The sequence below is a fragment of the Janthinobacterium aestuarii genome, assembly GCF_051380835.1.
Classification (GTDB): Bacteria; Pseudomonadota; Gammaproteobacteria; order Burkholderiales; family Burkholderiaceae_D; genus Janthinobacterium; species Janthinobacterium aestuarii.
This window is the reverse complement of the sequence record NZ_JBNYXU010000003.1, coordinates 224,633-238,071: the sequence shown is the minus strand read 5'-3', so window position 1 is coordinate 238,071 and position 13,439 is coordinate 224,633. Positions and strand designations below refer to the sequence as shown.

The window sequence follows — 13,439 nt, the reverse complement described above, 5'->3', positions numbered from 1 at the left end:
ATATCCCGTTCACTTTTAGATAAATATCAATGATCAATACCGCAGCCCTGTTCAGCACCGCCTCCCTGCCCGGCCAGGCCGGCTTCGACACCGACGCAATCACGGGCCTGGCCGAATGGCGGCTGGACATCCCCATGCTGTTCAAGCTGCTCGTCGGCGCCGGCACGCAAGCCGTCGCCTGGCCCATCTACGGCGATGGCGAAGACTGCCCCTGCGTGCTGGCCGCGCCAATGGCGCAGGCGCAAGCCAGCTGGCAAGCCCTGTCCGCCCTGATGGACAAGCCGCGCGACGCGGCCGCCATCGTCGCGCGCAGCGCCATCAGCGCCCTGCTGGCCGGCGGCCAGCCGTGGCTGATCCTCGATTGCGTGCAGCTGATTCCGTACGATATCGACACGCCGGGCTACGCGGCCGCGCTCGAGGCCCTGCGCGCTGAAGCGCAAGCCTTGCACTCTGCCCTGCTGCGTGGCGACCGGGACGCGCTGGCGCCATTGCTGACCATCGGCGCCGCGTCGCCGGCCACCGGCTACTGGTCCGCCACGGCCGATGCGCAACTTGCCGATGTCGAGGAGCTTGAAGGGAAAGACCTGCCCTTCCTGCAAGGCCTGGAAGTGGTGGGCTGGGAAGAGGACGCGCTGTGCTATGAGGTGCGCACCGCCGGCGAACCGGCCGTCACCGGCCTGGTCACGCCCTACGGCCGCTGGATCGTGCCGCTGTCGCAGCGCTATGTCGACCTGCGTGCCCACGATGCGGAAAATGGCTGGATTACCTTTGCCACGGCGGGCGCACCCGATGCGCACGGCGTGCTGGACCTCAATGGCACGCTGGTGCTGCCGCCCGCCCCCGGCGCTCTGTACGTGATCAGCCCCCACCTGGTGCAGCAGATCGATACAGACGGCGCCAGCCGCTTGTTGCACCTGCCCGACGGCGCGCTGCTGTTCGAAAACGTGCACCAAATCGGCCAGCGCGACGATGGCTATATCGATATCGAACGCCAGACGCACGATGACGAGCACAATGTCTGCGGCGTGATCGACGCCACGGGCAAGGTCGTAGTGCCGCCGGCCTACAGCTCCGTGCAGGATTTCGGCACGAAGAAAAAAATCGCCGTCGTCAGCCAGCGCATCGCCGGGCGCTTCCTGTTTGGCCTGGTCAATAGCCAGGGCGAGCTGCTGGCGCCCTGCCAGTACGAAGCCATCGACTGCGCCACGACCTCGTCGCCACCCAAATTGCGCAAGAACCTGATCTTCGCCATCGATGCGCAGGGTCTCGCCTGCATGCTGGCGCTCGATGGAAAACAGGTCTTCACGCCCCTGTATCCACCCGCCCACCATCTGCGCGGCGTGGCCGTGCAAAGCGATTTCTTATATGTCGTCAAGGATGGCATGGCCTGGAGCATGGATTTCACGGGCCAGCTGCTGGAACAGTTCGACACCGTGGAAAACTTCAAGGCAGCCGTCACGGCCCAGCTGAGCGCGGCCCTGGGCCTGGGCAAGAAAAAGCCAGCCAAGCGCCGCAGCTTCACGCCGGCGCAGATCCTGGCCAAGGCCGACCGCGGGCAATTGCGCGCCATGGCCGCCCTGCTCTTGCTGGGCGATGGGGAACTGGCCGCGCGCTGCGTGGACATCACGCTGGAAGCGCTGGCGGAGGACGATCCGGAAGAGGAATACGACGGCGACTCGCCCGAAGCGGCGTGCTTTTTCCTGCTGTGGTCGACGGCCGCCGACACGCTGGGCCACGGCACCACCCTGGACTGGAAATCGGTCGAACAGATCGCCCTCATCGGCCAGTATATCGGCCTGCCCGCGCTACGGGACTTCCGCTGGGCGGACCAGCAAGACGGCGACGCCATGGCCGAGGGACTGGCCGCCATCGCGGCGCACCTGGCGCCGCACCAGCTACGCCTGGTGAACATGCAGGACGGCGAGGATACGTATTACCTGGGCGTGGTGCGGGCGCAGGATGTGGAAGCGTTCAAGACAGTGGCGCTGCAGGCGGCCTTGCGGCCGGTCCTGCTATGAGCGGATTGCAGGCACGTCGTCTTTATTTGGTGGAACGGTCGAATAGCGCCTTGTCAAAACGCAGGGTAATGACTTCGGTGTCGTCCGGCTTGCCCGGCTTGCGGCCGTCTTCACCCGGGTAGTTCGTGTCGATCGCCACGACCAGCGTCTGGGCATCGAGTACTTCAACGCTCTCCACCGAGTCGAAAGGCATGCTGAACTTACCCATGGGCATATTGCTCGCCTGCCCGCCTATGCCTTTGGGGTCGGAGATGTTCAGCAAGTCCACCAACAGCGTTTTCTTGAGCGCACCGTCAGCGTCTTTTTCTTTCAGATCCACCAGGTACAGGCGCTTGATCACGGCCTTGGCGCCCCAGAAGCCGTCGCGTTCGATCAGCACGAATTTGCTGCCGCCCACATTGGTCATGTCGCCGATCACGACGCCATTGTCCTTGGCCGCGCCATCCTTGCGGTACACGAGGTTCTTGCCCGTGTAGCGCATGGTGCCGGGGTCGAACTCGAAGATGTTCAGGTAACGTTCATCGGCTACGACGGGCCGCAGCGACGGATCGCTTGGCGCCGCTTCCGGTACCGCGTAGAGCAGGCTGCTGTCGGCATTGTAGGCCAGGCTTTCGAAGCCGCGGCTGCCTGACAAGGTAATGCTGGCGCCCTTGCCCAGCACTTCCGGATTGGCCGGGCTGCGCAGGAAAGGATGGGGAACCGGGTCGCCCATCAGCGTGCCGTTTTTGTCGAAGTGCAGGATATAGGGGCCGAATTCCTCGCCCACGAAGTAAGTACCGTCGGCAGCGCGCGCGAGCGACTCGATGTCGAAATCGAAACCGGTCAGCAAACGGCCAGCGCGAATGCGTGCATCCACGGCGATACCGCTGTCGGCAAAGACCAGGCCGCCGGTGGTGTTGCTGGGGTAGTTGGCGTAGTCGGCCGTGATTTTCAGATCGATGCCCTTGCCGTCGTTTAAGAAACCCTTGGCGTCGTTGAAGGCCAGGAAGCTGTTGAGCTTGATGCTGCCAGGCGTCTTGCTGGCGTCAGCGGCCGTGCGGAAGTTGATGCTGGCGTTATACAGGCCGAGCACGAAATCAGCCGAATTGCCCTTGGCGCCATAGCCATTGTCGGCCATGGCAGTCCAGCTGCCGTCGTCATTCCTGAGCAGCGCGGAAAAGCCGGGAATCGGCACGCCACTGGCAAACGGCGGGGTGACGCCCAGCACTGCGGCTGTGAACTGTCCTGTAACCGGCCCTGGCCAGCGCGCCGTGTCAGGCAGCGCTGCCCAGCCGGCAAGCTGGTGCGGCAAGCCTTCCCCGTCCTTGGGCGCCGCTTCAGGAGCGGCAGAGGAACTGCCGCCGCAGGCTGCGAGCACGCCGCTGACCACCACGATGGCCAAGCCGCGGCACACATTCAAATCGCTCAAATGACAACGCATATTTGCTTCCTCAACAAGATAAATGAAGAGGAAAGCTTACCGGCCTTCGGTGACCAGTTTATGACATGCGCGCCCTATCGTGCGGGGCATAGGCGGGCAAGGAAGCGGCCTCCCCGGCCCGTCACGCGCAGCGCACCTCCCCAAAATGCTGGGCCAGACTCAAACCCAGCCCCTGCTCCACGGCATTTTCCACCTGCGCCGCCAGCGCGGCCGCTTCTTCCGCCGCCTTGATGTCGCGCTCATTGGTGGAGCCGGCCGGATAGCCGGAGTTCACGCGCATGCCGCCGAAGACGAACAGCCGGTAGACATCGGCCAGGCTGATGCGGTTGACGTTGCCCAGCAAGACCCAGTGGTCGGAACTGTCGGCCACGCGCTTGCCCCACTGCACGCGCACGGCGCCATCCACGTTGACTCGGCCCACCCAGCCCTGCTGCACCATCTTGTCGAGCAGGGTTTCCATCTCTTCGAAACCCAGGCGCGTGCTGCGGCGGATCTCGGCCGCCCCCACCAGGGCCGAATCGGCGCATTGGCAGGCCTGGTGCAGCACTTTCAGGATGGCGACGGCATCGACGAATTCGCTGCCCGGCGCCGCTTCGTACCACCAGCGTTCATATTTTACGACGGGCAAGGCGGCCACCAGCAAGGCGCCCACCAGGGTGATCATCCAGCTCAGGTATATCCACACGAGGAACAGCGGCAAGGCGGCCAGCGCGCCGTAGATGCGCGAATACGTGGGGAATTCCTGGATGAATTCGCCGAAGCCCCGCTTGGCCACCTCGAACGCCAGCGCCGCCAGCAAGCCGCCCCAGGCCGCGTCGCGCCAGTCCACGTCGCGGTTCGGCACGGCGATGTAGAGCAGGGTAAACGCCAGCATGGTCAGGCCGATCGACACCAGGGTATAAAACACGGCGCCGATGAAAGGCACGGCGCCCACCACGCCGCTGGTGGCCATGAAGAGGCGCGAGGTCACCGTCAGCGACACGCCCACCAGCAGCGGTCCCAGGGTGACGATGGCCCAATAAACCAGTAGACGCTTGGTCCAGCGGCGCTCCTGGCGCACGCGCCAGATCCGGTTGAAGACGCGCTCGATCAAGCCCATCATGCCTATCGACGTGACGATCAGGGCGCCCGCGCCGATGGCCGACAGGCGCGTGGCTTTCGATGCAAACGTGGTCAGATAATCGAGGATGGTGTTCGATATCCCCTTCGGCATCACGCTTTGCACGAAATAATCTTCCAGCGCGTGGCGGAAGGTATTAAACAGGGGGAAGGTGGTGAAGATCGCCAGGGCCAGGGTGAGCAGCGGCACCAGCGCGAACACGGTGGCGAACGTCAGGCTGCCGGCCACTTGCGGCAGGCTTTCCTCGCGCACGCGGCGGCGCGCGAACTGCAGCAGGTCGCGCGTTTCGGACCACGTCAGGCCGCGCACAATGTCGGCACCGATGTGCAGGGTGCGCCACAGGTATTGAAAGAACGGGAATATATATTTTGAAAACATGTGCAAAATCAGAACGGCGCCATGACAGCAGTCGTATCAGGCTGTAAAGCGCCCTATAATACCAATGATGAAGCCAACCAATCTGATTATTCTCGTATTGTTTTATTCACGCCATGGCGCCACGCGCCAGTTGGCCGAGCTGATAGCCCAGGGAGTGGAAAGCGTGCCCGGTTGCGACGCGCGCCTGCGCACCGTGCCCGCCGTCTCGACGGTGGCCGAAGCAACAGCGCCCGAGGTGCCGCCTGATGGCGCACCCTACGTGGAACTGGACGACTTGCAGGAATGCGCGGGCCTGGCCCTGGGCTCGCCCACGCGCTTCGGCAACATGGCCGCCGCCATGAAGTACTTCTGGGATGGCACGGCCAGCGACTGGCTGGCCGGCAGCCTGTCCGGCAAGCCCGCCTGCGTATTCACGTCCACGGGCAGCCTGCACGGCGGCCAGGAATCGACCCTGCTGTCGATGATGATCCCCCTCTTCCACCACGGCATGCTGGTCATGGGCTTGCCCTACACGCATCCCGAACTGATGACGACGTCCACGGGCGGCTCGCCGTATGGCGCCACGCACTGGTCGGGCATCGATGGCGACAAGGCGCTCAGCGACGATGAAAAGCGATTGGCCATCGCCCTGGGACGGCGCCTGGCGGAAAACGCCGCGAAACTGGCAGGCGCATGATGCACGGCGTACTGCACAAGTATTTTCACTGGGGCGCCATCGCCAGCCTCGTCACCCTGATCGTCTGGTGCGTGCTGTGGGAAACCTTGATCGCCCCGCTGCAGCCGGGCGGCTCCTGGGTCGTCCTGAAGGCCGCACCCCTGCTCATTCCACTGTACGGCGTCATCAAGCGCGACGTCTATACCCTGCAATGGTCGTCGATGGTGATCCTGCTGTACTTCACGGAAGGCGTGGTGCGCGGCTACAGCGACACCAACGCCACCTCGGCCCTGATGGCCTGGGGCGAGGCGGCCATCGTCTGCATCTATTTTGTCTGCGCCGTGCTGTATCTGCGCCCGTATAAAAAGGCAGCCAAGCGCATGGCCAAAGAACTGCTGGAAAAAGTGAATAAAGTGAGCATCAAAAAATGAGCGACATGCCTGTGACTGACCGAGCCGATTTCCTCGCCGCCTGCCGCGACCTGCTGGGCGACACTTATGTACTCACCAACGACGCCGACACGGCACCCTTCCTTACCGACTGGCGCGACCGGTTTACGGGCAAGGCCCTGGCCGTGCTGCGCCCCGCCACGGTGGAACAGGTGGCGGGCGTGCTGCGCGCCTGCGCGCAATGGCTGGTGCCCGTCGTGCCGCAGGGCGGCAATACGGGCCTGGTGCTGGGCAGCATACCCGACGACGCCGGCACGGCCGTCGTGCTGTCGCTGGCGCGCCTGAACAGCATCCGCGCGCTCGATCCCGTCAACCGCACCATCACGGTGGACGCGGGCTGCATTTTGCAAACCATCCAGGAAGCGGCGACCGCCGCCGGCTGTCTGTTCCCCCTGTCGCTGGCGGCCGAAGGCAGTTGCACCATCGGGGGGAATTTGGCGACGAACGCGGGCGGCACGGCCGTGCTGCGTTACGGGAATACGCGCGAACTGTGCCTGGGCCTGGAAGTGGTCACGCCGCAAGGCGAGATCTGGAGCGGCTTGCGCGGCCTGCGCAAGGATAATACGGGCTACGATTTGCGCGACCTGTACATCGGCGCCGAGGGTACCTTGGGCGTCATCACGGGCGCGGTCATGAAACTGTATCCACAGCCGAAAGCCTGCATCACGGCGCTGGCCGCCATGCCCTCGCCCGCCCACGCGCTGCGCCTGCTCTCGCTGATGCAGGACCATTGCGGCGCCAGCCTGACGGGCTTTGAATTGATGTCGCAGTATTGTCTGCAGCTGGTGGCGAAACAGTTCCCGCAACTGCCACGGCCTTTCGCGGAGCAGCATGGCCAATATGTGCTGCTCGAATTATCGAGCAGCCAGTCCGAGGCGCACGCCGTGGAATTGCTGGAAGCGAGCATCGGCGCGGCCCTGGAAGACGAGTTGATAGCCGACGCCGTCGTCGCCAGTTCCGTGGCGCAGTCCGAGGGACTGTGGCAGCTGCGCGAACACATCCCGCTGGCGCAGGCGCAAGCGGGCAAGAACATCAAGCACGATATCTCGCTGCCGATTTCCTGCATCGCCGACTTCATCAGCGTCACGGATGCGGCCCTGGCAACGGCCTTCCCCGGCTGCCAGCTCGTGTGCTTCGGCCACCTGGGCGACGGCAACCTCCACTACAACGTGGCGCCGCCCGCCGGCATGACGGACCGCGACTTCCTGGCCAACCAGGATGCCATCAACCGCATTGTGCATGACCAGGTCCACGGCTTCGGCGGCTCGATATCGGCCGAACACGGCATCGGCGCGCTGAAGAAAGACGACCTGGCACGCTACAAGTCGCCGCTGGAACTGCAACTGATGCGCGCTGTCAAACAGGCGCTGGACCCGCAGAACATCATGAATCCGGGGAAGATATTGTGAAATCGCTGTCCCTCCTGCTATGTGCCATGGTCTTGCTGGCCGGCTCCGCCAGTGCGCAGGACGTCTACAAATGCGTGCAGGATGGCCAGACCAGCTACAGCGCCACGCCCTGCACGGGCGGGCAGCTGCAGATACTGGAAGTCCCCTCGCCTCCGCCTGCCGTCGACAAGGGCGCGGCCACGCGCCAGGAACGGGTGGCCAGCCAGATGGAAGCGGCGCGCAAGCAGCGCGAGAAGCTCGAAGACCAGGCCCGTGAACGGGCCGCAAAACAGCTTGAGGCGCGCGACAAGCATTGCGCGCAGCTGCGCCTGGAGCAGAAATGGGCGGCACAGGACGCCGTCGGCGCGGGCGATAAAACCCGCGACGCGGCGCAACTGAAAGCGCGGCGCGCCGGTGAACGCCTGGCCGTCGAATGCCTGAATTGAGTGCGCAGGTGGAAAGCCCGGCAACGACGCGCCTGCTGTCACGCTGGCTGCTGCTGGGCGAATGGCGCTTTCACCCCGTGCGCGCCTTCGTCGCCATCCTCGCCATCGCCATCGGCGTGTCGCTGGGCTTTGCCATCCATTTGATCAATGCGGCGGCCTTCAATGAATTTTCCACGGCCGTCAAAAGCCTGTCCGGCCAGGCCGACGTGCAAGTGGCCGGACGCGAAGCGCTGTTCGACGAAAGCATCTACCCGCAGCTGGCGCAGCGCGACGGCGTGGCCGTGGCCTCGCCCGTGCTGGAGCTGCAAGCCGGCGTGACCGGCAAGAAAGACGGCGGCCCGCTGCACATCCTGGCGCTCGACGTCTTCCGTGCCGGCTTCATCTCGCCCGACCTGATCGGCGCGCCTGCCGAAGGCCAGCCTTTCGACACCCTGGCCGACGACGCGGTTTTCCTGTCGCCAGCGGCCTTGCGCTGGCTCGACGTGGCCGACGGCGGCCACGTCACCCTGCAATCGGGCACGGGCACGGTACAGCTGCGCGTGGCAGGTTCACTGCAACGGGCGCGCGCCGGCCAGCGCATCGCCGTGATGGATATCGGCGCGGCGCAATGGCGCTTCAACAAGGTGGGCAAGCTGTCGCGCATCGACTTGAAACTGCGCCAGGGCGTGAATCGCGACGCCTTCCAGGCGGACCTGGCGCGCACGCTGGAAGCACAGTATCCGGGGCGTTTCCAGGTGGGCCAGCCCAATGATGAAAACCAGAATAGCCGCAACAATAACCTGAGCCGCGCCTACCGCGTCAACCTGACGGTGCTGGCGCTCGTCGCCCTGTTTACGGGCGCCTTTTTGGTCTTTTCCACGCAGGCCCTGTCCGTCATCCGCCGCCGCGGCCAGTTCGCGCTGCTGCGCGTGCTGGGCATGGAGCGGGGGCAGTTGCTGCGCCAGGTGCTGCTGGAAGGCACCAGCCTCGGCGTCGTCGGCGCCGCGCTGGGCATCGCTGGCGGCTACGCCATGGCGGCCGTGGCCCTGCGCTTTTTCGGCGGCGATCTGGGCGCCGGCTATTTCGCGGGCGTGCAGCCGCAGGTGCAGTTCACGCCCGTCGCCGCCTTCGTCTATTTTGCGCTGGGCCTCGGTGTCGCCTTGCTGGGCTGCGCCGCGCCCGCGCTGGAAGCGGCCCGCGCGGCCCCCGCCATCGCACTGAAATCGGGCAGCGAGGAAGTCGTGACGACGCGCCTGGCAAAAACCTGGCCGGCGCTGGCTTGTTTGCTGCTGGCCGGCGCCTTGACGTTCCTGCCTCCCGTGTTCGAGCTGCCCCTGTTCGGCTATCTGTCCATCGCGCTGCTGCTGATCGGCGCCATCGCCCTGATGCCGCAGCTGGCCGCCGTCGTCTTCCGTTTCCTGCAGCGCGCCTGGCTGCGCACGGAAACGAGCAAACATGCGCCCGTGCGCAGCCTGACCCTGGCCCGCCTGGCGAACGCCTCGGGCCAGGCCGGCATCGCCCTCGGCGGCGTGCTGTCGAGCTTTAGCCTGATGGTGGCGATGGCCATCATGGTGTCGAGTTTCCGCGTCTCCGTCGACGATTGGCTGCTGCAGATCTTGCCCGCCGACGTGTATGCGCGCACGGCCGCCAGCGGCGGCACGGCAGGCTTGAACCCGCGCGAACAGGCGAGCATCACCGCCTTGCCCGAGGTAGCCAGGGTGGATTTCCAGCGCGTACGTTCGCTGTCGCTGGCGCCCGACCGCCCGAACGTGGCGCTGCTGGCGCGTCCCATCAATTTGCAAGACCCGGGCAAGAGCATGGTGCTGGTGGGTGACACCCTGCCCGTTCCCAATGGCGCGAAACCCGTGTGGCTGTCCGAAGCGGCGGCCGACCTGTACAACGTCAAACCTGGCCAGCAGATAGCCCTGCCGCTGGCGGGCGGCTTGCACCAGTTCTTTGTGGCCGGCATCTGGCGCGACTATGCGCGCTCGTCCGGCGCCATCCAGATGCCGCTCGACGATTACCGCACCCTGACCGGCGACAATGACGTAAGCGATGCGGCCCTGTGGCTGGCCAAGGACGCCACGGGCGACGAGCTGCAACAGCGCCTGAAAGCGCTGCCCTTCGGCGCCAGCCTGGAAGTATCGAACCCGTCGGCCATCCGCGCCCTGAGCCTGCAGATCTTCGACCGCAGCTTCGCCGTCACGTATCTGCTGGAAGCCATCGCCATCGTCATCGGCCTGTTCGGCGTGGCCGCCACGTTTTCCGCGCAAACCCTGGCGCGCGCGCGCGAATTCGGCATGCTGCGCCACGTGGGCGTGACGCGCGGGCAGATTTTATCCATCCTGGCGCTCGAAGGCGGCGCGCTGACGGCGCTGGGCATCGCCACCGGTTTTGTCCTGGGCCTGTTGATCAGCTTTGTGCTCGTCTTCATCGTCAACCCGCAATCGTTCCACTGGACCATGCAGCTGCACCTGCCGTGGCCCTTGATCGCCACCGTAGCCGGCGCTCTGCTGACGGCAGCCGCCGCCACGGCGCTGATCGCGGGCCGCCAGGCGCTGTCCGCTGGCCCCATCCGCGCCGTCAGGGAGGACTGGTAATGCGCCATATCGCCATCTTGTTGCTTGCGCTGGCCTTGCCTGCCCTGGCCGCGCCGCCCGCCTTCGCCCCCGTCACGCCGCTGCCGGCCGGCCAGGCCCTGCGCCTGCCGCACGACTTCGGCGCCCATCCCGCCTATAAAACGGAATGGTGGTACGCCACGGGCTGGGTAAAAACCGCCGGCGGCGAGCAACTGGGCTACCAGGTGACCTTCTTTCGCAGCGCCACGGCCACCGATACGGACAACTCCAGCGCGTTCGCACCGAAACAGCTGATCATCGGCCATGCGGCCCTGTCCGACCCCAAGGTGGGCAAGCTGCTGCACGACGAGAAAAGCGCGCGCGAGGGCTTCGGCCTGGCCTACGCCAAGGTGGGCGACACGGACGTGAAACTCGACGACTGGCGCATGCAACGGCAGGCGGACGGCAGCTACCGGGTCAGCCTGGCGGCGCGCGACTTCAGCTTGCAGCTGGCCCTGGCCCCCACCCAGCCCGTGCTGCTGCAGGGCGAAGGCGGCTATTCGCGCAAGGGCGCGCGGCCCGCGCAATCGAGCTACTACTACAGCGAGCCGCAGCTGCGAACCACGGGCACGATCGCGCGCACGGGCGGCAAGCCGGAAGCCGTGACGGGCACCGCCTGGCTCGATCACGAGTGGTCGAGCCAGGTGCTCGATGCGGACGCCAGCGGCTGGAACTGGATAGGCGCCAACCTCGATGACGGCGGCGCCCTGATGGCCTTCCAGATCCGCAGCAAGACAGGTGCTAAACTATGGGCGCACGCGACATGGCGCGATGCCTCCGGTAAGATGACGCAGTTCGCGCCCGGCGACGTCGATTTCACGCCCACGCAGCTGTGGCGCTCGCCCCGCACACAAGCCGAATACCCGGTCGCCGCCGAGATCCGCACTGGCCTCACGCGCTGGCACATCAAGCCGCTGCAGCCGGACCAGGAACTCGATTCGCGCCGCTCGACGGGGGCCGTGTACTGGGAAGGCGCCGTGACGGTGGAGCGCGATGGCCAGCCGGTGGGCCGCGCCTACCTGGAAATGACGGGCTACGTCCAGCCGATGAAGTTATAAGCAGTACAAAATACAGTAAAGACTAAGCGAAAAACAATGACAACCAGCACAGAAACAGGCAGCACCAGTTCAACAACCGCAGCAACCGCCGCAAGCACCGCACCCACGCCCGACACCGGCACCAGCCGCGAACTGAAAAAGGGCAGCCTGGCTGCCTTCAAGGGTTTGATGCCTTTCCTGACGCCGTACCGCAAGCAGTTCTTCCTGGCCGGTATCGCGCTGGTGGTGGCTGCCGCCTCGACCCTGGCCATTCCCGCCGCTTTCAAGCAGATGATAGACCTCGGTTTCGGCGGCGCAGCCGGTTCAAGCAGCATCCAGCACGTCGACCTGGTCTTCCTCGCCCTGTTCGGCGTGGCGTCCATCCTGGCGCTGGCCACGGCCGCGCGCTTCTATACCGTGTCGTGGCTGGGCGAGCGGGTCACGGCCGACATCCGCAGCGCCGTGTACCGCCACGTGGTCACGCAAAGCCCCGCCTTCTTTGAAACGACGCAGACGGGCGAAGTCCTGTCGCGCATCACCACCGACACGACCTTGATCCAGGCCGTCGTCGGCACCAGCATCTCGATGGCGCTGCGCAATGTGCTGCTGTTCCTCGGCGGCCTGGTGATGCTGTTCGTTACCAGCGCCAAGCTGGCCGGCATCATCATCGGCTTGCTGATCCTCGTCGTCGTGCCCATCATCGTCTTTGGCCGCCGTGTGCGCAAGCTGTCGCGCGACTCGCAAGACCGCATCGCCGACGCGTCGGCCATGGCCGGCGAAATCCTCAACGCCATGCCCACCGTGCAGGCATTCACGCACGAGAAAATCGAATCGAAGCGCTTCGGCGACTCCGTCGAAGGCGCTTTCATGACGGCCATGCGCCGCATCCGCGCCCGCGCCCTGCTCACCATGATCGCCATCCTGCTCGTCTTCGGCACCATCGTGTTCGTGCTGTGGCTCGGTGCGCGCGCCGTGCTGGAAGGCTCGATGACGGGCGGAGATTTGGGCCAGTTCATCCTGTACGCGTCCATCGTGGCCGGCGCCATCGGCGCCCTGTCCGAGGTGATGGGCGAAGCCCAGCGCGCGGCCGGCGCCACCGAGCGCCTGCTGGAACTGATGGCCGTCAAATCGGAAATCGAATCCCCGGCCACGCCATTGCCGCTGCCCGCGCGCGCCGCCACCGGCGCCGCGCTGTCGCTGGACGACGTCATGTTCTCGTACCCGTCGCGCCCTGATACCGCAGCGCTCGATCACGTCAGCCTCGACATCCGCGCCGGCGAAACGGTGGCCGTGGTCGGCCCTTCCGGCGCCGGCAAGACCACGCTGTTCCAGCTGTTCCTGCGCTTTTATGACCCGCAAAGCGGCAGCATCCGCCTCGATGGCGTCGATATCAAGCAGCTGGACCTGCACACCCTGCGCGACGCCATCGGCATCGTGCCGCAAGATACGGTGATCTTCTCGGCCGACGCCATGGAAAACATCCGCTACGGCCGCGCCGGCGCCAGTGACGCGGAAGTGATCGCGGCCGCGAAGATGGCGGCTGCCCACGAATTCATCGAGCGCCTGCCGAACGGTTATAAATCGTTCCTCGGCGAACGGGGCGTGCGCCTGTCCGGCGGCCAGCGCCAGCGCATCGCCATCGCCCGCGCCCTGCTGAAAAACCCGCCGCTGCTGCTGCTCGACGAAGCGACCAGCGCGCTGGACGCGGAATCGGAACGCCTGGTGCAAAAAGCGCTGGAAGCGGCCATGGTCGGCCGCACCACCGTCATCATCGCCCATCGCCTGGCCACCGTTCAGCGGGCCGACCGCATCATCGTCATGGAAGACGGCAAGATCGTCGAGACGGGCACGCACGCGTCGCTCGTCTCCCTGGGCGGCATCTATGCCAACCTGGCGGCCCTGCAATTCCATCACGTACAAGTCAATTAAAC

General features: G+C 65.5%; 10 protein-coding genes. 8 read left to right on the top strand and 2 right to left on the bottom strand.

Going from position 1 to position 13,439, the window contains the following annotated elements; all coding sequences use genetic code 11:
* Positions 1–29: 29 nt before the first annotated feature.
* On the top strand, positions 30–2,018 hold the full coding sequence (locus ACQ4WO_RS10585; RefSeq protein ID WP_436481357.1) for a DUF6630 family protein: 1,989 nt from the start codon (positions 30–32) through the stop codon (positions 2,016–2,018).
* Positions 2,019–2,040: 22 nt separating this feature from the next.
* Here ACQ4WO_RS10585 and ACQ4WO_RS10580 read toward each other — a convergent pair whose 3' ends face one another.
* Positions 2,041–3,438, bottom strand: coding sequence for an esterase-like activity of phytase family protein (locus ACQ4WO_RS10580; protein ID WP_436481356.1), 1,398 nt, complete (start codon positions 3,436–3,438; stop codon positions 2,041–2,043).
* A 121-nt stretch (positions 3,439–3,559) separates the two neighbouring features.
* Positions 3,560–4,936, bottom strand: coding sequence for a YihY family inner membrane protein (locus tag ACQ4WO_RS10575; protein ID WP_436481355.1), 1,377 nt, complete (start codon positions 4,934–4,936; stop codon positions 3,560–3,562).
* A gap of 67 nt (positions 4,937–5,003) precedes the next feature.
* Between ACQ4WO_RS10575 and wrbA the strand changes: the two genes are divergently transcribed.
* The 7 genes from wrbA to ACQ4WO_RS10540 are packed head-to-tail and all read left to right on the top strand — an operon-like array spanning position 5,004 to position 13,437.
* Positions 5,004–5,612, top strand: coding sequence for an NAD(P)H:quinone oxidoreductase (wrbA, locus tag ACQ4WO_RS10570; protein ID WP_035827487.1), 609 nt, complete (start codon positions 5,004–5,006; stop codon positions 5,610–5,612).
* Complete coding sequence (locus ACQ4WO_RS10565; protein WP_436481687.1) at positions 5,612–6,022, top strand: DUF2069 domain-containing protein; 411 nt, start codon at positions 5,612–5,614, stop codon at positions 6,020–6,022. Before wrbA ends, ACQ4WO_RS10565 begins: the two co-directional genes overlap by 1 nt.
* Before the next feature lie 5 nt (positions 6,023–6,027).
* Positions 6,028–7,449: an FAD-binding oxidoreductase gene (locus tag ACQ4WO_RS10560; protein WP_436481354.1), complete on the top strand. Its 1,422-nt coding sequence runs from the start codon at positions 6,028–6,030 to the stop codon at positions 7,447–7,449.
* Complete coding sequence (locus tag ACQ4WO_RS10555) at positions 7,446–7,874, top strand: DUF4124 domain-containing protein (protein WP_436481353.1); 429 nt, start codon at positions 7,446–7,448, stop codon at positions 7,872–7,874. Before ACQ4WO_RS10560 ends, ACQ4WO_RS10555 begins: the two co-directional genes overlap by 4 nt.
* Complete coding sequence (locus ACQ4WO_RS10550; RefSeq protein WP_436481352.1) at positions 7,862–10,453, top strand: FtsX-like permease family protein; 2,592 nt, start codon at positions 7,862–7,864, stop codon at positions 10,451–10,453. Before ACQ4WO_RS10555 ends, ACQ4WO_RS10550 begins: the two co-directional genes overlap by 13 nt.
* On the top strand, positions 10,453–11,529 hold the full coding sequence (locus ACQ4WO_RS10545) for a lipocalin-like domain-containing protein (protein WP_436481351.1): 1,077 nt from the start codon (positions 10,453–10,455) through the stop codon (positions 11,527–11,529). Before ACQ4WO_RS10550 ends, ACQ4WO_RS10545 begins: the two co-directional genes overlap by 1 nt.
* Before the next feature lie 36 nt (positions 11,530–11,565).
* Entirely contained in the window at positions 11,566–13,437 is a 1,872-nt protein-coding gene (locus ACQ4WO_RS10540; protein WP_436481350.1) for an ABC transporter transmembrane domain-containing protein, read from the top strand.
* Positions 13,438–13,439: the final 2 nt, after the last annotated feature.